This is a genomic window from Scandinavium goeteborgense (assembly GCF_003935895.2).
Classification (GTDB): Bacteria; Pseudomonadota; Gammaproteobacteria; order Enterobacterales; family Enterobacteriaceae; genus Scandinavium; species Scandinavium goeteborgense.
This window is the reverse complement of record NZ_CP054058.1, coordinates 1,008,406-1,030,522: the sequence shown is the minus strand read 5'-3', so window position 1 is coordinate 1,030,522 and position 22,117 is coordinate 1,008,406. Positions and strand designations below refer to the sequence as shown.

At 57.9% G+C, this 22,117-nt stretch carries 9 protein-coding genes and 1 other RNA gene; 5 read left to right on the top strand and 5 right to left on the bottom strand.

Going from position 1 to position 22,117, the window contains the following annotated elements:
• Positions 1-209 precede the first annotated feature (209 nt).
• The 5 genes from A8O29_RS05750 (at position 210) to ssrA (ending at position 17,056) form a co-directional block, all read left to right on the top strand.
• Positions 210-11,777 carry a BapA/Bap/LapF family large adhesin gene (locus tag A8O29_RS05750; protein ID WP_174081266.1) on the top strand — a complete coding sequence of 3,856 codons (11,568 nt, stop codon included), beginning with the start codon at positions 210-212 and terminating at the stop codon, positions 11,775-11,777.
• 75 nt (positions 11,778-11,852) lie between these two features.
• Positions 11,853-13,262 carry a TolC family outer membrane protein gene (locus A8O29_RS05745; RefSeq protein WP_174081265.1) on the top strand — a complete coding sequence of 470 codons (1,410 nt, stop codon included), beginning with the start codon at positions 11,853-11,855 and terminating at the stop codon, positions 13,260-13,262.
• The gene (locus A8O29_RS05740) at positions 13,259-15,451 is read left to right on the top strand and encodes a type I secretion system permease/ATPase (RefSeq protein WP_174081264.1); all 2,193 of its coding nucleotides are present in this window, start codon (positions 13,259-13,261) and stop codon (positions 15,449-15,451) included. The genes A8O29_RS05745 and A8O29_RS05740 overlap by 4 nt, the downstream gene beginning before the upstream one ends.
• A gap of 7 nt (positions 15,452-15,458) precedes the next feature.
• Entirely contained in the window at positions 15,459-16,622 is a 1,164-nt protein-coding gene (locus A8O29_RS05735; protein ID WP_133461249.1) for an HlyD family type I secretion periplasmic adaptor subunit, read from the top strand.
• A gap of 71 nt (positions 16,623-16,693) precedes the next feature.
• Positions 16,694-17,056, top strand: a transfer-messenger RNA (tmRNA) gene (gene ssrA, locus A8O29_RS05730).
• A 524-nt stretch (positions 17,057-17,580) separates the two neighbouring features.
• On the opposite strand, the gene A8O29_RS05725 is transcribed toward ssrA, so the two are convergent.
• The 5 genes from A8O29_RS05725 to A8O29_RS05705 all read right to left on the bottom strand — a co-directional run bounded on the left by A8O29_RS05725 (position 17,581) and on the right by A8O29_RS05705 (position 21,997).
• Positions 17,581-18,441 (bottom strand): hypothetical protein, encoded by an 861-nt coding sequence (locus A8O29_RS05725; protein ID WP_174081263.1) that lies wholly within the window; start codon positions 18,439-18,441, stop codon positions 17,581-17,583.
• A gap of 230 nt (positions 18,442-18,671) precedes the next feature.
• The gene (locus tag A8O29_RS05720) at positions 18,672-19,715 is read right to left on the bottom strand and encodes a contractile injection system protein, VgrG/Pvc8 family (RefSeq protein ID WP_174081262.1); all 1,044 of its coding nucleotides are present in this window, start codon (positions 19,713-19,715) and stop codon (positions 18,672-18,674) included.
• Between the two features lie 3 nt (positions 19,716-19,718).
• Positions 19,719-19,925, bottom strand: coding sequence for a tail protein X (locus tag A8O29_RS05715; protein WP_174081261.1), 207 nt, complete (start codon positions 19,923-19,925; stop codon positions 19,719-19,721).
• 10 nt (positions 19,926-19,935) lie between these two features.
• Entirely contained in the window at positions 19,936-21,594 is a 1,659-nt protein-coding gene (locus tag A8O29_RS05710) for a hypothetical protein (protein WP_174081260.1), read from the bottom strand.
• Positions 21,595-21,709: 115 nt separating this feature from the next.
• On the bottom strand, positions 21,710-21,997 hold the full coding sequence (locus tag A8O29_RS05705; RefSeq protein WP_125355900.1) for a phage tail assembly protein: 288 nt from the start codon (positions 21,995-21,997) through the stop codon (positions 21,710-21,712).
• Positions 21,998-22,117: the final 120 nt, after the last annotated feature.

Below are 22,117 nucleotides of genomic sequence, written 5' to 3'. Positions count from 1 at the left end.
GGGGTTTTCGTCTCAGGATATTTCGCGTCACATCTGCCGCACACAATATTTATTCACTGCTTTTAATAGCAACGGATTCGCTCGCGCAAAATTTAGGGTAAGGACCAACCCTTTTAAAGCATTAACTGCATGAATACGTTTTATTGTGCGGCATCGAAACCTTGCTCGTAAAAACGGTACCACCACTTTCGTTGAATGGAGTGATAACCATGCGTCCTGTTTCTATAATTTCCGAATTGACTGGCGTCTCCAGCAATGTTCAAGCTTCTGAAGTGACCCTCACTGCACCTTCCATTGTGAAGCTTCAGCTCGAGCGCTCGGATATCGCCTCTATCACTCGATCTGGCCAGGATATGGTCATCAAGCTCAACTCGGGCGAAACCTTTACCGTTCACAATTTTTACGTAGAGAACGCTCAAGGCGCAAACCACCTGGTACTTGAAGACAGCCACGGTGCGCTCTGGTGGGTTCAGGACACCGGTGCCGATCTTCATTTCCAGCAAATCGATAACTTTGACGCCTTCATGGTGGGCGAAGGCGATTCCGACGGCGGTGCCATTTGGCCCTGGATTCTGGGCGGCGTCGCCGTTGCTGCGGGGATTGGTATCGCAGCAGGTAGCGGTGGTGGCGGAGGTGGCGGTGGTTCCGACGACAATTCCGGCAACGGCAATGGAAACGGCGGTGGTGATGGCGGCGGTGATGGCAATGGAAACGGCGGCGGTAATGGCGGCGGTGATGGCAATGGAAACGGCGGTGGTGATGGCGGTGGTGATGGCAATGGAAACGGCGGTGGCGGTGATGGCGGCAACGGCAATGGCGGCGGCACCGCGGACACCACTCCACCGACCGCACCTACTAATCTGGGCGTATCACCCGACGGCACCACGTTAACCGGTAATGCCGAGCCAGGCAGCACCGTCGAAGTCAAAGATGCCAATGGGAAGGTCATCGGGAAAGGTACCGCTAACAGCGACGGGCACTTCAGCATTACGCTCGACACCCCGCAGATTAGCGGTGAGCAACTGACTGTTAACGCCACCGATAAAGCAGGTAATGCCGGTCCGGGAGCGGGTGTCACGGCCCCTAACATCGATCTGCCCGACACGCCGGTGATCCTCAGCGCGGTTGACGATCATGGCTCGGTGCCAACCAACCTCAGCAATAATCAGATAACGAACGACGACACGCCGTTGTTGAAAGGCACTGGCACCGCAGGCAGCACGGTTCATATTTTCCAGGACGGCCATCAGATTGGTACCGCCCTGGTGGGCAGTGACGGCAGTTGGAGTTTCCAGATTGGTTCCGCCCTGGCTGAGGGCCTCCATTCCTTCACCGCCATCGCCTTTAACCTGAAAGGCCACAGCATCGAATCCACGCACTTTACGCTGACCATCGATACAGTGGCGCCCGATGCGCCACAGCTTTCCGCTGTTACCGATGATGTCCAGACGATTGTTGGTCCATTGCAAAGTGGGTCCGTGACCGATGACGCCAGACCCACGCTCAACGGCAAGGGGGAAGTGGGCGACACCATCACGGTCTACGATGGTCAAACCAAACTGGGCACCACCACTGTAGATTCCAGCGGCAACTGGAGCTTTACCCCTTCTCAGCCGCTGGCTGATGGACCGCACACACTGGTCATTACCCAAACCGACCAGGCCGGGAACGTCAGCGGTAATACGCTCTCGCCAACGTTTACCGTAGATACTTTACCGCCGAATCCGGCCCAAATTACCGACGTAGCAGAAAACGGCGCGACCATCACCGGCACCGCCGAAGCGGGTAGCACGGTATCCATTTATGACGGTAACAACGTCCTGCTGGGATCGGTCGTTGTGGGCAGCAATGGCGAGTTCACCGTCACGCTCAACCCGGCACAAACGCAGGGCCAGCCGCTGGAAGCGCGCATCCAGGATGCCGCCGGGAATGTCGGTCAACCCACCGACTTCACCGCCTCTGACTCCGGCTTCCCGGTTCAGCCGATCATCGTTACCGTAAACGATGACCTCGCGCCCGCCATCGGAAACATCGCCAACGGCGGAGACACCAACGACAATACGCCAACGCTCACCGGCACAGCCGAACCGAACACTACCATCAATATCAGCGATAACGGCACCCTGCTACTCCCACCGGTGATTGCCGATGGTAATGGCAACTGGACCTTTACCCCCCTGCTGCCGTTGACCGATGGCGATCACGCCTTTACCGCCACCGCCACTAACAACGAGGGCACCAGCGGTCCGTCGACTTCATTCACGGTTGATATCGATACCGTGCTGCCGACGTTGAGCGATCTGGCGGTGGTCGATCATGGCCAGACGCTGACCGGGATCACCGAAGCGGGCAGCACCGTGGTGGTGAAAGACAGCCTGGGCACACAGCTCGGGACCGCCACCGCCGATCAGGACGGCAAATTCTCGATCACCCTCAGCACGCCGAAAGCCAACGGTGAATCGCTGACGGTTAGCGTGACCGACAAAGCCGCTAACATCGGGGTGCCTGAAACCTTCAACGCGCCGGATACCACTGCGCCAAATCCGCCGACCGGCCTGGTGGTCACGCCGGATGGTCTGCACGTCACCGGCCAGGCTGAGCCGAACAGCACCATCACCATCACCGACGGGAACGGCAACGTTATCGGCACCGGGTCGACCAACGGCAGCGGAAACTTTGTGGCGACGCTGGACACGCCGCAGCTCAACGGTGAGGGCTTACTGGCCATCGCCACCGACGCAGCGCTTAACCCAAGCCTGCCCGCAAGCGTCATCGCACCGGATACTACCGCGCCGGATGCGCCATCTGGCCTCGTCGTGAACGAGACCGGAACCCAATTGACGGGTAATGCCGAAGCGGGCAGCACGGTGATTGTGAAAGATCCAGATGGCAACGTGGTTGGCACCGTGAAAGCGGACCCAACAGGCCACTTCACCCTGCCGCTCACCCCGGCGCAAGATAATGGCGAAACCTTGTCGGTGACGGCGACCGATTTGTCGAACAATACCAGCCAGCCTGGTATTGCTCACGCGCCAGACATCACCGCTCCGGAGACACCAACCATTCTGCAAGTGATGGACGACGTGACGGGGATCGTCGGGCCTATCAATAGCGGAGACACCACCAACGATTCCCAGCCAACGCTCTCGGGCAAGGCTGAGGCAGGCTCCACGGTGCAGGTCTATGAGAACGGCAATCTGCTCGGCAACGCGAACATTGACGGCAGTGGCAACTGGAGCTTTACCCCAGGCAGCCCGCTGGGAGAAGGCAGCCATCAGTTTGTCGTGAAATCCACCGATGCTGGCGGGAACAGCAGCAGCTCCGCGCCGTTCAACATTTTGGTCGACACGCTCGCACCACAGGTTCCGGCTATCACCCTGGTGAATGACGATGCCGCGGGGATCCTCGGCCCGGTTGCCAATGGGGGTCTGACCAATGACAGCACGCCAACCGTCAGCGGCACCGCCCAGCCCGGTTCGATTGTGCATCTATTTGATAATGGTGAATTTGTTGCCAATATCGCCGTAACGCCTTCGGGCACCTGGAGCTACACCTTTACTGACCCACTCCCGACGGCGGGACCGGCCCACGCGTTGACCGTCAACGCCAGCGATGACTACGGCAACACGTCGGTGGATTCGGCAGCATGGACCGTCAACCTGGACACCGACCCACCGAGCATTCCTGGTTTTACCGGCGTCACCACCGCCGGGGGCGATACCCTCGATCCGGGGCAATTAACCAATGAAACCAAACCGCACATGACCGGGACCGGTGACATCGGCTCCGTGATCACGATTTACGACAACGGCACCGCCATCGGCCAGACCACGGTGGATGATAACGGCAAATGGGAATTCACGCCGACGCTGCCGCTGGCAGACAATACGTCGCATCTCCTGACCGCCACCGCCACCGATGCGGCAGGGAATGAGAGCGATCCGGCCAGCTTTACGCTGGATTTGGATGCCACGGCCCCGAATGCGCCAATTATCGTGTCTGCCACCATCGAAGGCAGCAACGGCGATATCGTGCTGGCGAACGGCAGCACCACCAAAGAGACCGAACCCTTACTGAGCGGTAACGCCGAACCTAATTCCACCGTCACGCTGTACAACAATGGCACGTTGCTCGCGACGGTGCCCACTGACGGCAACGGCGCCTGGAGCTATCAACCGGGTACCGGGCTGAGCGAAGGGTTGCATGTGATCACTGCCACCGCCACGGATGAGGCGGGCAACACCAGCCCACTCTCCGGCGGCTTCTCGCTACAGATTGACATCACCGCACCTGATATCCCGACAGCCCCGCTGGTGACGGACAACTTCCTGCCAGTGGTCGGTAACGTTGCCGATAACGGTTCCACCAACGACACCACCCCGACCTTCAGCGGCAAAGGTGAAGTCGGCAGCACGATTTCGATTTACAACGGTAATGACACTAACCCGCTCGGCACCGCGATTGTCGACGAGAGCGGCAACTGGAGCTGGACGCCTGGCTCCCCACTGCCACTGCCGAGCTACGTCATTTCCACCACCGCCACGGATACGGCCGGCAACATCAGTGCCCATTCGCCATCGGTCAGTTTCACCATTGATACCGAGGCACCGGCCGCCCCGGTTATCAGCTATGCGCAGGATGACGTCGGCCTGCCTGTCCAGGTCGCGACCGGCGGTGTTACCGATGACAACACGCCAGTGCTGCACGGCACCGCCGAGATCGGCAGCACGGTAAACATCTTTAATGGCACCACCCTCGTGGGGACTGCCGTGACGGATAGCTCCGGCAACTGGTCTGTGGCCCTCGGCACCCTGACTGACAACACCTATACCTTCACCGCCGTCGCCACCGACAAAGCAGGCAACACGAGCGGAAGTTCGTCGTTCACGTTGACCGTCGACACCACAGTGCTGCTGCCGCCGGTCGTCGATCACATCGCCGATAACGTTGGCGTGATCCAAGGGGATTTAACCACCGGGATGTACACCGATGACCGGACGCTGGTGATCTCCGGGACCGCTCAGAATGGCACAACCGTGGTTATCTACGATAACGGCGTGGAATTGGGGACGGCGGTTGTCAGCAACGGACAATGGTCGTTCCCGACCCCGACGCTGACGGTCGATCCGCTGACGGAAACGCAGCATAGCTTTACCTTCACCACCCGAGACGGGGCCGAGGAAACGGCTCCTACCGCACCGATTGTCATCACCGTGGATATCAATCCACCAGCCGATCCAATCATCCTGGCGGTCACGCCGGACGGCACCACCGTGACCGGCACGGCAGAAGGTAACTCGACGGTCATCGTCAAAAATGCAGACGGGAACGTGGTGGGTCAGGCGGTCGCGGATGCGGGCGGAGCCTTCAGCGTCATCCTCTCACCGGCGCAAACCGGCGGACAAACGCTGACTGCCATCGATCAGGACCGGGCGGGTAATCAGAGCGGAGGCGTCGATTTCACCGCCTCCAACTCCGGCCTGCCGGATGTGCCGGTGATCACCGAGATCCTCGATAACGTTAACCCGGTCGTCGGCGTGGTCGCCACTGGCGGCAGCACCGACGACACCACGCCAACCCTGAACGGCACCGCCGATGCCAACGCCACGGTGCATATTTACATCGACGGCAATCCGATTGAAGCAGGCAACGTGGTCGCTGACGGCAGCGGTAACTGGACCTTCACCCTCCCTTCTGACTTGCTGGAGGGGGCGCACAGCTTTACCGTCTCGGCCACTAACGGCGTGGGTACCGGCGGGCTTTCTGCGCCAACGACCATTACCGTCGATTTATCCGCGCCGCTGGCACCGACCATCAGCAACGCGACGGACGACGTTCCGGCCACCGTGGGCACCATTAACAGCGGTCAGTTGACCAACGATACGCGCCCAACGCTGAACGGGAGCGGTGAACCGAACGCCACCATCACCGTTTACGATAACGGGGTGAAAATTGGCACCGCTACTGTGAACGGCACCGGTACCTGGAGCTTTACCCCAACGAGCGATCTCACGAGCATTTCGCATGACTTCACGGTCACCGCGACGGATGCCGCCGGAAACACCGGACCCGCTTCCGGGATCTTCACGCTCAATATCGACGCGATCGCCCCGAACATCCCGACGATCGGATCGGTGGCAAACGACAACGGCACGCTGCCAGTGGCGATCCCATCAGGTGGCGCAACCAACGATACCCAACCGCTGCTCGGCGGAACCGGGGAAATCGGCAGCACCATTACCGTGTATGACAATGGCAACCCGCTGGGCACCGCCATTGTGGACGGGAACGGTAACTGGAGCCTGCCGTCTCCGACCGCGCTGACCGAAGGCAACCACAGCCTGACCGTCACCGCCACCGATGCGGCGGGCAACACCAGCGCACCGTCTGCCGCATTCCCGATTGTTATCGATACCGCGCCACCGGCCATCCCAACGTTACTGACCGTCACCGACGATCAGCCGGGCGTCACCGGGGCGCTGGTTAACGGCCAGCTGACCAATGACACCACCCCAACCCTCAACGGACGTGGTGAAGCAGGTGCGACGATCAAAGTCTTCTCTGACGGCGTACTGGTCGGCAGTACCACGGTTGATGGCACCGGGGCCTGGAGCGTCACCCCAACCACGCCGCTGACCAATGGCATTCATGTGCTGACCGTCAATCAGACCGATCCGGCGGGTAACATCAGCGCCGCCACCGGCGGCTTCACGGTTAACGTGGATGCCAGCGCACCTGTCGCACCGGTTATCACCTCGGTGGCGGATAACACCGCCCCGGTGATTGGCGTGGTGCCGAACAACGGCAGCACCAACGAAACCCATCCGGCGATCAGTGGGACCGGGGAAGCTGGCTCGACCATTACGCTGTACAACGGCGCAACGGTGCTCGGCACAGCCATCGTTAATGGGGCAGGAAACTGGACCTTTACCCCGACCACCGCGCTGACCAGCGGCACCTGGAACATCACCGCCACGGCCACCGATGCGGCGGGCAATACCGGGCCTGCATCAGACGTGCGCAGCTTTACTGTCGATACCGGCGTACCCACCATTCCGAGCATTACCACGGTGTTTGACGATCAGGGCCCGGTCACCGGGAATCTGACCAGCGGGGCCGTGACCGACGATTCCCGTCCGGCGATCAGCGGCACCAGTGAAGCCAACGCCACCGTCAAAATTTATGACGGCGGTAATCTGGTGACTACTGTCACTGCCGACGGTAACGGCGCATGGAACTGGACCCCAGGTACCGCGCTGGCGCAGGGTAGCCACGTCATGACGGTCACCGCCACCGATGCAGCGGGCAACGTCAGCCCGGTATCCAACAGCTTTAGCTTTGTGGTCGATTCACTGGCACCGCTGGCGCCGGTGATCACCTCGCTTGCCGATGACGTCACCCCAGGGATTGGCCCGATTGTGGTCGGCCAGACCACCAACGACAGCACGCCAACCCTGACCGGGACGGCGGAAGTGGGTGCCACAGTGAACATTTACGATGGCACCACGCTGGTCGGGACCACCACCGCGGATGCGCTGGGCAACTGGATTGTCACCACCTCAACGCTGGGCGATGGACCGCACACCTTGACCGCCAAATCCACCGATGCGGCGGGCAACGTTAGCCCATCATCGGCAGGCTTTGGCTTCACCATAGATACCGCGGCGCCGGTTGCGCCAGTCCTGCAAACGGTGACCGACGATGTCACCGGCGGCGCAGTGGGCGCACTCACCAGCGGCCAGCTCAGCAATGACAACAAACCGACCCTCACTGGTACCGCGGAAACGGGCAGCACCGTCAGCATTTATGACGGCACAACCCTGCTCGGTACTACCGTGGCTACCGGCGGCACCTGGAGCTTCACGCCGGGTACTGGCTTGTCCGATGGCTCGCACACCCTGACCGTCACCGCCACTGATGCGGGCGGCAACGTCAGCCCGCCAACCAGCGGCTTTGTGATTCTGGTCGATGCCACTGCGCCAGTGACGCCGGTTATCACCACCATCATGGACGATGTGCCGAATATCGTGGGCGCGGTGGGGAATAACCAGCCAACCAACGATGCGCTGCCAACGCTGAACGGTTCGGCGGAGGCTAACAGCACGGTAAGGATTTACGACAACGGCACGCTGGTCACCACCGTCACCGCGACGCCAGCGGGCACCTGGACCTGGACACCACCAGCGGCTCTGGCGCAGGGGAATCACAGCTACACCGTGACCTCCACCGATGCCGCGGGCAACCTCAGCGCGACCTCTACGGCAGCGGCTATTGTGGTCGATACCGTGGCACCTGGCGCACCGTCGAACCTGGCGGCGAACAGCACCGGGACGCGCATCACCGGCACCGCCGAAGCCAACAGCACCGTGACTATCACCAACAGCACCGGGACCGTTCTGGGTACTGCCACCGCTGACGGTACCGGCGCGTTTACCGTCACACTTTCGCCAGCCCAAACCAGCGGACAAGCGCTGCTGGCCTTTGCGCAGGATAGAGCGGGTAACGTGGGGATCTCCTCGCCGTTCACCGCGCCGGACACCCGCGTGCCGGATGCGCCGGCCATCACCAGCGTGGTGGACGACGTCGCCAGCTACACCGGTGTGATTGCCAACGGACAGTTGACCAACGACGCACGGCCAACCCTCAACGGGACGGCGCAGGCCAATGCGACGGTCAATATCTACAACAACGGCACCCTGCTCGGTACCACCACCGCCAATGGCAGCGGCACATGGAGCTTCACGCCAACCGCCAACATGACCGAGGGCAGCCACGCCTTTACAGCCACGGCCACCAACGCCAACGGGACGGGGGCGACCTCGTTATCCACCAGCATTAACATTGATACCACTGCGCCATCTGCGCCGACGATTGCTATCAGCGCCGACGGCAGCACCCTCAGCGGGGTAGCGGAGGCCAACAGCACCATCACCATCACCCTGCCGAATAACGCAGGCACCCTGACCGCCACCGCAGGCAGCGACGGCAACTGGACCCTCAACCTGCCGGTTCGTCAGATTGAAGGCCAACTGTTAACCGCCACCGCCACCGATGTCGCCGGGAACACCTCCGGCCAGGGCTCCGTGAATGCGCCAACGCTGCCGCTGTCGGCGGGCGATAACATCACCAACCTGGCGCTGACCTCCACGGCCACCACCACCACCGAGCACCTGACCGATTACGGCCTGCTGCTGGTCGGCGCGCTGGGGAACGTGGCATCGGTACTGGGGAATGACACCGCGCAGGTGACGTTCAACATCGCCGACGGCGGTTCCGGGGATGTCACTATCGATGCCGCCGCCACCGGAATTGTGCTGTCTCTGCTGTCCACCCAGGAAATCGTGGTGCAGCGGTTCGATACCGCCAGCGGCTCGTGGACCACCTTTATCAACACCAGTAATCCAGACTTCGCCAACCTGCTGACCCTGACCGGCAGCGGCGTAACGCTGAGTCTGACCGGCCTCACTGGCGGGCAATATCGCGTCCTGACCTACAACTCAAGTCTGCTGGCGACCGGGTCTTACACCAGCCTTGATGTGGACGTGCATAAAACCAGCGCCGGATCGGTCAGCGGTCCAACCACCGAGTCGGGCAACGTCATCACCGACCGCGATACCACCGGCGGGCTGGATAACGCCCCAACCGGCACCACGGTTACGCAGGTTACCGACGCCAACGGTGTCGTGACCACGGTCGGCGCGGGCGGGGCGAATATCGTCGGGCTGTACGGCACACTGCATATCAATCAGGACGGGAGCTACACCTACACCCTGACGAACACCTCGGCGGCTGTGCTGGGGCACAAAGAGAGTTTCACCTACACCATCACCCACAACGGCGTCAGCGATTCAGCGCAGTTGGTCGTAACGCTCGGCCCGGTTCCGGCAGCCAGTTCGGTGGTCACCGCCGATGACAGCGCCGCGCTGGTGTTCAACACCAACGTGGAAGCAATCAACAACGGTGCGTCGTCGCAGTCGGGCTTTACGGTCGTGGGCGTCGGCCTGGGCAATGTGCTGAACCTCGACGTGCTCGCCAACATGAGCAACCCGATCCGATTTGATGTGGAAGACGGCAGCACCCGCACCATGACGCTGCAATCGTCGGTCGGCGGCGTGGCGCTGGCATCGACCTTTGACCTTTACATCTACCGCTTCAACGACCTGACCCAGCAGTACGAGCAGTATCAGGTGCAAAAAGGCTGGCTGAACGCGCCGCTGCTGGGTGGTCAGTCGAGCCAGCTGACCCTGACGCTGCCGGGCGGCGAATACGTGTTCCTGTTGAATACCGCCAGCGGCGTCACGGCGCTGACCGGTTACACCCTGAACATATTGCAGGATCATACCTATGCCGTGGACAGCCTCGCCGCCAGCACCTCCGGGAACGTGCTGAGCAACGATGTGCTGCCTGCCGGGGCGCTGCTGACCGAAGTCAATGGCGTGGCGGTGTCAGCCACTGGCACCACCACCATCAACGGGCAGTACGGCACGCTGACCATTGATGCCAAAGGGAATTATAGCTACGCCCTGAAAAGCGGCGTCGGGGCCGATAGCATCAAAACGCCGGACAGCTTCGTCTACACCGTGAAAGCGGCGAATGGCGATACCGACCGCGCGTCGCTGAACATCACGCCAACGCCGCACGCGCTGGATGCGGTGAACGATTCCAGCGCCGTGATGGCGGTAACGGCGGCGCAGGATTCGATTGGCTACAGCAGTGGAGCACTCGGGTCGGCGACCATCTTCACCTTGGGTAGTAAAGGCTCCGGCAGCGGTAGCTTTGATATCACCGGCCATGACGCGCTGCTGAACTCCTCGCTGACCTTCAACGTCACGTCGCTCGTTTCACTCGGCGCGCTGACGGTCACCTGGTCAATCTCTGAGAATGGCAACGTACTTAAGTCTGGCACCACCCCAATCAACGCGATCGGCCTGCTGGCCGCGAGCGCGACCGTACCGCTGAGCGGGCTGGAGCTGGATGCGGGGCACTACACCGTTTCCTTCACCGGTAACCTCGGCGGGCTAGCGGTCGGGAACGTCACCATCACCCCGACCGTAACCGGCACCACCTCGCATCTGGATATCTTTGAAACCAGCGGCAGCAGTTCGGTGCACGGCAATATCTTTGACGGCAGCGAGGCCGCCGGGGCCGCCGATCAGTTGGCGAGCGTGCATACCACCCTGAGTATTACCGGCGCGGGCAGCAGCACCGCCACGCTGGATCCGGCGGCCAGTGCCAGCACGGCCACGGTGTTGGGTAAATACGGCGCACTGCAATTTAATCTTGATGGCTCGTACACCTACACCCTGAACAACGCCGTGGCGCTGTCGTCGATGACCAGCAAGGAGACCTTCACTTACACCCTGAATGATAAAAATGGTCACACCGATACCGCGACCCTGACCATCAACATGAATCCGCAGATGGCCAGCACCGATCAGCATGACGTCCTCACCGGATCTGCCTATGGCGATACGTTGATTTATCACCTGCTGAACGGCGCCAACGCAACCGGGGGCAACGGCAATGACGAATGGACCAACTTTAACCTCGCTCAGGGCGACAAAATCGATCTGCGCGAACTGTTGACCGGCTGGGATCACCAGGCGTCGACGCTCGGGAACTACGTGCAGGTCAACACCAACGGCGCTAACACGGTGATTTCGGTCGACCGTGACGGCACAGGTTCCACCTATAACTCCACCCCATTAATTACCCTGGATAACGTCCACACCACACTCGCGGAGCTGATGCAGCAGAACCACATTATTACTGGCTAGACGACAACAGCCCCGGAGGTCACGGCTTCCGGGGCAATAACAGAAACATGCTGTGATTTTTGAAAGGGACACAATATGGGAAGAAGAGCGCCTGTCGCATTATTGCTGGCATTCCACCTCTGTTCCATTCAGGTGTATGCCGAGGATGAGCCACAATCTATCAGTTCTGAAGGACTCGCCAACGAGCAGGGATTGCCTTCGCTCGATGGCTCTGCCGCTGAACTTCCCCTGAGTACCGCCGCACCCGGCACGCTGACGTTGGGCCATGCGGTGAGTCGCGCCGTAAACTGGCACCCGGCCATTCGGGAGGCTATCGGGAAACTGCTGACGCAAAACGAGCAGATTAACGTCGCCAAATCGAAATATTACCCGCAGGTGACCGCGGGCATGAACAACGGTTACAGCAACACCTACACCAATAACGGCTACAGCCCTTCGCTGGTGCTGTCTCTGTCGCAGATGCTGTACGACTTTGGCAAAGTATCGAGCCAGGTCCGGGCCGAAACGGCCGGGGCCGCGCAGGAACAGGCCAACGTGCTGGTGAGCATCGATACCGTGGCGCACGATACCGCGTTAGCGATGGTACAGGTGCAGTCCTGGCAGCAAATGGTCGACGCCGCCAAAGAACAACTCGATGCGCTCAACGGTATCGGCAAGCTCACGCAACAGCGTAACGACGAAGGGGCCACCTCCCTTTCGGACGTCGTACAGACCAACGCGCGTATCGAATCGGCACGTTCGCAAATGGTGCAGTATCAGGCCAACCTCGAAAGCGCGCAGGCCACGTTAATGACCCTGCTCGGCTGGAATACGCTCAACGGGATCAGTACGGAGTTTCCGGCCAAGCTTGAACAAAGCTGCATGATGGCCAAACCGGAAGACCGCCTGGTGCCGTCGGTGCTGGCGGCCTGGGCACAGGCCAGCGCGGCACAGGCGAACCTGGATTACGCCAACGCGCAAATGACGCCGACCATCTCGCTGGAGCCATCCGTCCAGCATTATCTCAACGACAAATACCCCAGCAGCGAAGTGCTCGATAAAACGCAGTATTCGACGTGGGTAAAAGTCGAAATGCCGATTTATCAGGGCGGCGGCCTCACGGCGCGGCGCGATGCCGCCAGTCACGCCGTGGAATCGGCGCAATCCACCATTCAGCGCACCCGGCTCGACGTGCGCCAGAAACTGCTGGAAGCCCGCAGCCAGTCGCTCAATCTTGCCAGCTCATTACAAATTCTGGGCCGTCAACAGCAGCTCAGCCAACGCACCCGCGAACTCTATCAACAGCAGTATCTCGACCTCGGTTCCCGCCCGTTATTGGATGTGCTTAACGCCGAACAGGAAGTCTACCAGGCACGCTTTGCAGAGCTGCAAACGCAAAGCCAGCTCCATCAGCTTCAGCTTGACTGCCTCTACAACACCGGCACGATACGCCAGGCTTTTGGCTTAAATAATCGCAGCATCCAGTCCGTGGAGATCCAGCCATGACCCGTGCCGCTCCTCCTGTTGAAGAACTCATCAGCGACCATGCCCTCAGCAACTGGGCGCTGGCGATCGGTCACGTCGCGGCCCACTATCGGGTGGTTTGTTCGCCAGGTGCGATTCAGGCCAACGCCCCGTGGTTTAAAGGTAAAACGCACACTCCGGCCCTGACGCAACTTTCGCGTCAGGCCGGGCTGTCGTTCCATCAGCTCACCCTCAACGAACACGCGTTCAGCCAATGGCGACTGCCAGTGGTAGCGGAACTGGATGACGGCCAGCTGGCGGTGATCGAGCACTTCAACGGCGAAGATGCGGTCGACGTGTTCATGATTGACGGTGACGGCGAAAGCAACCGCGTGGTCGCCAGCGAACTGTTATCGTCGGTGAAATATGTCGCGGCCCTACGCCCGCTGTCGGCGCTCAAGGACAGCCGCGTCGACACCTACGTTTCCCGCTTCAGCCCCGACTGGATGAAAGGGTTAGTGTTGCAGGATCTTCGCCCGTACATCCCGGTGATGATCGCCGCATTTTTGGTTAACGTGCTGTCGCTGGCCGGGATCGTCTTTTCGATGCAGGTGTATGACCGGGTGATCCCGGCGCAGTCCTACCCGACGCTGTACGTGCTGGCGACCGGGGTACTGATTTCCGTGATCTTCGGTTTTCTGCTGCGTGAAGCACGCACGCACATCATGGACGTGCTCGGCAAACGCGCCGACATGCGTATTTCCGACCGCGTCTTCAGCCACGCCCTGCGGCTGCGCAACAGCGCCGTGCCCCGCTCCACCGGCAGTTTCATTTCTCAGCTGCGCGAGTTGGAGCAGATCCGCGAAATGATCACCTCGTCCACGCTTTCGACGCTGGTCGATCTGCCGTTCTTTTTCCTGTTCGTTATTGTGCTCGGGATCATCGCCCCGCAGCTGTCCTGGATCGCACCGATTGCCGCGGTATTGATGGTGCTGCCCGGCTTGCTGCTGCAGAAAAAACTCGCGATTCTCGCCAACCAGTCAGCGCACGAATCGACCCTGCGCAACGCGGTACTCGTGGAAAGCGTGCAGGGGCTGGAAGACATCAAACTGATGCAGGCGGAAAACCGTTTTTTACAGCAGTGGAACAGCTACATTCGCATCACCGGTGAATCCGGGCTGCGCACCCGCAAAGTGACGCAGGGGCTTATTGGCTGGGGAATGTCTGTGCAAAGCCTGGTCTACGCGGCGGTGATTCTATTCGGCGCGCCGCTGGTGATTGAAGGCACGCTGACCACCGGTTCGGTGGTTGCCGCGTCGATGCTGGCGTCACGGATGATTGCGCCTATGGCCGGGCTGTGCGGCGTGCTGGCCCGCTGGCAGCAGGTGAAAGCCGCGAAAACCGGGCTCGACAGCATCATGCAGTTGCCGACCGAAACTCAGCGCGACGAAACGCTGGTGCATCAGGAAATTTTCCACGGTCACTACGTGTTTGAGAACGCGCACTTCCGCTATCACCACGAAGATCAGCGCGTGCCGCTGCGCATTTCACGTCTGGAAATTCTACCGGGCGAGCGCGTGGCCCTGCTCGGGCGCAACGGCGCAGGGAAATCCACGTTATTGCAGGCCCTGGCGGGCGGGATAGAAATCATCAACGGCGATCTGCGGCTCGACAACCTCAGCATCTCGCAAATCGACATGGCCGACCTGCGACGCAACATCGGTTTTCTGAGCCAGAACGCGCGGCTGTTTTTCGGCACCCTGCGCGAAAATCTGACCCTCGGTGCACCGCACGCCAGCGATGAAGCAGTGTTTGAAGTGCTGGAAATTTGCGGTGCCGACAGCTTCGTCAAACGTCTGCCGAAGGGGCTGGACCATCCGATAATGGAAGGCGGGAACGGGCTTTCCGGCGGTCAGCGTCAGGCGATTTTGCTGGCGCGCATGCTGCTGCGCTCGCCGAATATCGTCCTGCTCGACGAACCGAGCGCGTCGCTGGATGAACACACCGAGCGCGAGTTTATCCAGCGCCTGGGTAACTGGCTCGGCAACCGGACGCTGATCGTCGCCACACACCGCGTGCCGATGCTGGAACTGGTGGAACGCGTGGTGGTGCTGAAAGAAGGCCAGTTGGTCATGGACGCGCCAAAAGCACAGGCGATGAACAACAGCCGTTCGCCGGTTCCGGCGGCGGCCAGCGGACGGGGGTGGAACAATGAAAACCAATCAGCGTGACATCGCCATGGACGACCTGGATATTCGTCGGGAGAACGAGTTTTCCGGCGCCAGCAAAATCGTCCTGCTCTCCGCCGTACTGTTTCTGATCCTCGGCGTATGGGCGTGGTTTGGCCAACTGGATGAAGTCTCGACCGGCACCGGAAAGGTGATCCCCAGCTCGCGCGAACAGGTTTTACAGTCGCTTGACGGCGGGATCGTCACCGAACTGATGGTTCATGAAGGCGACAAAGTCCAGGCGGGCCAAGTGGTGGCGCGCCTGGACCCAACGCGGTCGGAGTCTAACGTCGGCGAAAGTGCCGCCCGCTACCGCGCGTCGCTGGCCTCCAGCGTGCGTCTGAATGCCGAAGTGAATGACCTGCCGCTCAAGTTTCCTGATTCACTGAAAGCCTGGCCGGATCTTATTGCCCAGGAAACGCGGCTGTATAAATCCCGCCGCGCGCAGCTTATCGACTCGCAGGCTGATTTGCAGGACGCGTTAAATTCGGTCAATAAAGAGCTGGCGATCACCGAACGGCTACAGCGCAGCGGGGCGGCGAGCCATGTGGAAGTGCTGCGGTTGCAGCGGGAAAAAAGCGATCTCGGCCTGAAAATCACCGACCTGCGCTCGCAGTATTACGTGCAGGCGCGTGAGGCGTTGTCGAAAGCCAATGCCGAAGTGGACATGCTCTCGTCGATCATCAAAGGTCGCGAAGATTCCGTGACCCGCATGACGGTGCGATCGCCGATGCGCGGGATCGTGAAAAATATCCAGGTGACGACGATCGGCGGCGTTATCCCGCCGAACGGTGAAATGATGGAGATCGTCCCCGTAGACGATCACCTGCTGATCGAGGCCCGACTTTCGCCGCGCGACATCGCGTTTATCCACCCCGGACAGCGGGCGCTGGTCAAAATTACCGCCTACGATTACGCCATTTACGGCGGCATCGAAGGCGAAGTGGAGACCATTTCCCCAGACACCATCCAGGATAAAGTGAAGCCAGAAATCGTGTATTACCGGGTATTTATCCGCACCCATCAGGATTATCTGGTGAACAAACGTGGTCACAAATTTTCGATATCACCGGGGATGGTCGCCAGCGTGGACATCAAAACCGGCGAGAAAACCGTCATGGATTACCTGATCAAACCGTTCAACCGTGCAAAAGAGGCGCTGCGTGAGCGATAAGTGAGCGTTTATAGGGGTTATGGCGGTGGCATTGGAGGTAAGAGGTCTGTTATACTCGGACCAGACACATTGGGGCTGATTCTGGATTCGACGGGATTTGCGAAACCCAAGGTGCATGCCGAGGGGCGGTTTGCCTCGTAAAAAGCCGCAAAAAAATAGTCGCAAACGACGAAAACTACGCTTTAGCAGCTTAATAACCTGCTAAGAGCCCTCTCTCCCTAGCTTCCGCTCTTAAGACGGGGATCAAGAGAGGTCAAAACCAAAAGAGATCGCGTGGACATCCTGCCTGGGGTGAAATCGCTAAAACTAATCAGGCTAGTCTGGTAGTGGCGTGTCTGTCCGCAGCTGCCCGGCGAATGTAAAGACTGACTAAGCATGTAGTACCGAGGATGTAGGAATTTCGGACGGGGGTTCAAATCCCCCCAGCTCCACCAATCATGATTGGACAGTGCAAGGACAGCACTAATAAAAACAGGAAGTTAGTCGTCTCAGTAGTACACCGACCAGACGGTAATGAGACAAAAAAGGATACGCAAAGGAGCCGCGGCTCCCGAGTGACGAGAAAGCCCGCTTACGCGGGCTTTTTTACATCCCTACCCTTTCAGGCTGACAACTGGAGGAACCTCTGTGTGGCCATTTTGCGCAATACCAAACTCGCGAAGATTACCTTACCAACCTGACTGAAAAAGTTGAACTCGACATTCACTATGCCCCGGAACCGATCGGACACGACTACGTCGCGCATGCCACACAAGTATCGCTGTTGAGCGAACCCGAAAACAATTGCATCTTCTTCTGCAATGCATAGCATCCATCGCCACTCGGAATCGTTCTCAATAGCTTAATTATTTTCATCAGTGTGCAGGGTTGCGCTCGGCACTACAAGCCGGTGTATCAAATAGGTATTAGAACCTGAACTCACACACCGTCTTTTCCGACCTCAGCATAATTTTATAAATTAGTAGTGGAAACCGCCACCTGAATGACCGCCACCGATAGACTCACTTCCCCCTAAACCGTGGGAGCTATGACTGTTTGCGGCGTTATTAGCCCCATTTCCAGTTCCATGCTCACTATGGCTACCCCCAGTAGCGTGACCATTACTACCTTTCACCGATTTATTAAATGCGCTGTCAAATTGAACTGTAACTTGTGCATTTTTTGGAAGTGTTGCAGCCGTGACAACTCCTTTATCCGTTATCACTTTGGTTGAAGGTGAAAGCGTAGAAGCGGCAACATTGATAACGTTATGACCTGTAGGATTAACTTTCGTACCTGCTACCATGCTAACCGGAAGACCTGTAGGGTCATTTTTTACTCCTACTACCATGTTAACTGGATTGCCTGTAGGGTCATTCTTTATCCCTGCCACCATATTAACTGGATTTCCTGTAGGGTCATTTTTTACCCCTGCCACCATATTAACTGGATTGCCTGTAGGGTCATTCTTTACCCCTGCTACCATATTAACTGGATTGCCTGTAGGGTCATTCTTTACCCCTGCTACCATGCTAACCGGATTCCCTTCCGAATTTGTTTTGACCCCATAATTTCTAATTGCTTGTGATTGCTGATTCTGAATAGCACTTCTTTGATCTGCATAAGCCTGCGCACGCGCGGCAGCTGCATCATTAAGCTGTGATTCATAACTCGAACTATTTACACCAGAACCTAACTGGTGCGCTGCATTGTTATAACTTCCTACTGCTGCTGAATAATTCCTTTCAGCATGGGCTACTTCTTCGTTTGCTTGTGGTACATCCATTGCATTTGCGGATAAAGAAATGCCTACGAATAATGCAATCAACATTTTATTCATTATTATTACCATCTTTGGAAATAGAATTGTATAAATTCAACCTGATGGCAATATACACTAAATTTATTTTTAAACTCGAATCAATCAATTCAGTGAATGTATAAATGTACGTCATTCTTGATATGGATCAATTTGCAGGAGTGAGGGATTTCAAATGAAAGAAAGGGTCAGCCCCTATAAAAACATTAAATGATTTATTATTAATAAGCAGGAAAACCTTTTACGGCGATCTACTCCAGCTCAATACTTAATGAAAAACCTTGCTCGGTAAGCCGATAGTGTAACTGGGACATTTTCCACTCCCTGTCCTCCACGCTACCGAATCCATTGGTAGCGATTTTCCCTTCGGCCGTCATTTCCATGAGCTCAGGCCCAGCTGGCAGGAGCAGTGACATGCCCGCCTGCTTTTTTTTACTGTGGGCAGAACACCCACCCGCAATGATCCTGGCTCCGTGGATATCTTTTTGTGCGTTCGGGTAATGGGTGACTGGCTCACCGCTGCCGACTGTAAGCGTTTTAACCCGATTACCATCATCCGCATCTCTGTAACTTACGATGATGGTTCCACCACCTGACTGACCGCTATCCGGATGATCACTGGTGTCGTGATAACGCCAGTTACTGCACATATCTGGTGTAATGGTTTTCATCGGCAGAGGTTTACCGCTCACCGTAGTTTGAGCCCCTCTGGGTGTTATCACCCAGTAATCGTGCGTCACTTTGCTCACTGCGCCATACTGCGCCGCCATCCGGGTCAGTAAATTCATATCGCTTTCACCAAGCTGGTCAACATGAGCGAGCGGCTGTTCCACCAGCGTTGAATCCACCCGGGCCGTTAAGCCATGTTCGGCTGCGATGGTACTGACTAAATCGCCCATCAAGGTACCTGACGCAAAGGAGCGTGTTTTCTGCGACTGCAACGAACTGTGGCCACGCTCATTCGTTTTAGAGAATGCACGGGCCGTGATTTCAATAACGCGCGGTTGTGAAGATGAACCACCGGACGAACGTGAATCAACCACGAAGGTTCCCTTATCCACCAGCTCGTCACCGAAGCCCATGGACACCGATATCTTCACGCCCTTCCCCGGCAATTTCATATCAGGGGAAACCACCGCAAATGATATCTGGTCACTCTTTTTGGAATCACCGCCGTAATCTTTCAGCGTAAGGTCAATCAGGTTCTCACGCACTGCGTCGGTGATATCTTCACCCTCGACGGAAATAGCAAAGTTTGGCAGCCATGGTTTGTTGCCGGTATCGATGTAAGACATTGGTTAATCCCAGAGTGATGTTTTTGTTTTCTTCTCTGCGGGTTTTACGACAGGGAGGTCGAAGGTTGAACCGGCATTGAAAACTTCATTCGTTGTCAGGTCATAGTTGTGAGGTGAAAAGAGAACGGCTTCAAAGGTGTTATTGACCGCCGCGTAATGGCGGGCGCAGATAATATCCAGCCGTTCGCCGTCTTTCGTTGTGTATTGCACAGCGTGCTCCTCAGAATGCTGGAATATCGAATGTGTCAGCCCCGCCCGAATCCGGTACGCCAGGCGTCGCTTTGTTGAAAGCGTCGTAGACCCCCTGGCCAAACTCCGTCGGATCCTGCCCAGGTAGCGTGTTCACCGTGATATTGACGTGGTTCGTCTGCTGCGGTGCCGGAGCTTTCAGCGACGGGACTGGCACACCGAATGTCTTGTCATCAAAGTTAACGCCATCCGGGACTCTGGCCTGGCTATGGGCGTCCTTCCACGATTGCTCACCGGCGTTGGCGACATTGATGGATTCCTGATAACCCAGAGAACTCACACCCTGCTTCTGTTCTTCAGTTTCGATGGCGCGTTGCCTGGCGTCCTGTGCTGTAGTCATCTGCGCCGGGGATCGTTCATCGTTTTCAGGCAGGATTGCGTCTATCCATTTCACAACCTGTGAAACAGCACGCCCGAAGGTTTCCAGTCCGTGGACAATTCGCTCCGGACCACCACCTTTCACCCACTCAGTGATTTCATTCGCGATCTGCTGTTTATTGTTACTGATCCATTGCGTAGCCTGTTGCTCCCATGCTTTCAGCTGCGGTTCGAATGCCTTACCTAACTCCCCGGCCATACCCTGCAAAGCGGTTTCCCCGGACGTCCAGAGATTGCTGATAACCTGACTCGACTCAGCCGCAGCACGTGCTTCATCCTCAGACACATTGTTGAGCTGAGCGGCGTTATCCATCACTTCCTTGAAGGATTTGCCGGTGCTGGCGATGTAGGTCACGAGCTTGTTGGCTTCACCGCCCATCAGCTGGTCGGCAAGTGATTCGCCCTGCTGGGCTGTCAGGCTCTTATTTTTGATGCCGACGGAGATAGCCTGCATCACCTGATCAAACTGCTGCTGTTTGCTGCCCGTCATCTGCGTTTTGTTCATACCGATCTGGGCCAGCAACGGATTTAGCGATTTATCATTGCCTTGCTCACCCAGCTTGTTACTCAGCTCTTCTGACAGGTCCCCGTAGTTTTCACCGTTCAGCCCGGCCTGCTCCGCGAGAATACTGCCGTTCTTGTAGCTCTGGTATGACATGCCGTACTGCTTCGACAGGCGATACTCCTCCGCAGTCTTTTTGTTAAGCGCCAGTGCACCGCCCATCAGCCCGGTAATACCCGCCACGCCAGCGCCAGCAATAGCGACCGGCGCGCTGATTAGCGTGCTGGCACCAAACGACAGCGCCTTGCCTGGCATGGCCTTCATTCGGCCCCAGTGTTCATCGCGGCGTTTCTGTTTCTCAGCCTGCTTATTCTCGCGTTCCTGCTGGGCATTCAATCGGGATAGCGCGTGCTCTGCCCGCCCTATCCCGGCGGCAACACGCTGGTATTCGCTCGCAAGGTCTGACACGTCTTTCCCTGCGCGTACGCCTTCACGGATCTGTTTCTCCAGTGAAGCCTGCTTTTTCACGAGCGTATCCGTCGCCCGTTCCATATTCTTTATCTGTGCGGTAGTCCCCGCAGAGCCTGCTTTCACCTGACGCATCCAGGCCGTCTGTGATTTTGCCGCCTTCGCTGATTCCTCGCTGATATCGTCGATGCCGCGCGTCAGCCCTTTGAGGGTCCGCGACATTGACGGGTCAAGCGACGCCCCGAAATTAATCGAGGCGTTAAACTTCTGGGATTTTGACATTACGCCGCGCTCTGCTTAATGGCCTTTTTCAGATAGCGCCGCCAGATACTCAGCGGCAGTGTGAGCTGCTCGCTGAACGTAATGCGGCACCAGTATGTGATCCCCGGCTGATTGTTCAGGAACTCAGGTTCGAGCGCTCCGCCGGTGGCAGCAAAAAATCGTTAAATGCCTCCGTCAGCTGATCGTAGTCATAAGCTGGAAGCTGGTGCAGATCCCCAGGGTTAAGGCTGCAAAGGCCCGCAATCATCGCCACTTCTTTCTCAAGCGCGGCGCCTTTATTTTTCTCGAACAGCAGTTTGTCGAACACCGTTGGCTCACGCATCTGGATGGATTCAACATCTTCGCCGTTCAGTTTCATTGGACGGGATAAGGTGATTAGGGTGGTGTTAGCTGGATAAGTCATTTCATGGTTCCTTAAATGAAAAAAGCACCCGAAGGTGCTGTTATGAGGTTTTGTTGGTGGAGAATGGTTTTAGAGACAAATGCCTGTATAATAACGTTCAGAGCAGACAGAAATAGTTAT

Bases quoted from the DNA above. Each gene is read 5' to 3' on its own strand.
- A8O29_RS05725 (WP_174081263.1), bottom strand. From the start codon at position 18,441: ATGAATAAAATGTTGATTGCATTATTCGTAGGCATTTCTTTATCCGCA.
- A8O29_RS05740 (WP_174081264.1), top strand. From the start codon at position 13,259: ATGACCCGTGCCGCTCCTCCTGTTGAAGAACTCATCAGCGACCATGCC.
- A8O29_RS05735 (WP_133461249.1), top strand. From the start codon at position 15,459: ATGGACGACCTGGATATTCGTCGGGAGAACGAGTTTTCCGGCGCCAGC.
- A8O29_RS05720 (WP_174081262.1), bottom strand. From the start codon at position 19,715: ATGTCTTACATCGATACCGGCAACAAACCATGGCTGCCAAACTTTGCT.
- A8O29_RS05705 (WP_125355900.1), bottom strand. From the start codon at position 21,997: ATGACTTATCCAGCTAACACCACCCTAATCACCTTATCCCGTCCAATG.
- A8O29_RS05710 (WP_174081260.1), bottom strand. From the start codon at position 21,594: ATGTCAAAATCCCAGAAGTTTAACGCCTCGATTAATTTCGGGGCGTCG.
- A8O29_RS05745 (WP_174081265.1), top strand. From the start codon at position 11,853: ATGGGAAGAAGAGCGCCTGTCGCATTATTGCTGGCATTCCACCTCTGT.
- A8O29_RS05750 (WP_174081266.1), top strand. From the start codon at position 210: ATGCGTCCTGTTTCTATAATTTCCGAATTGACTGGCGTCTCCAGCAAT.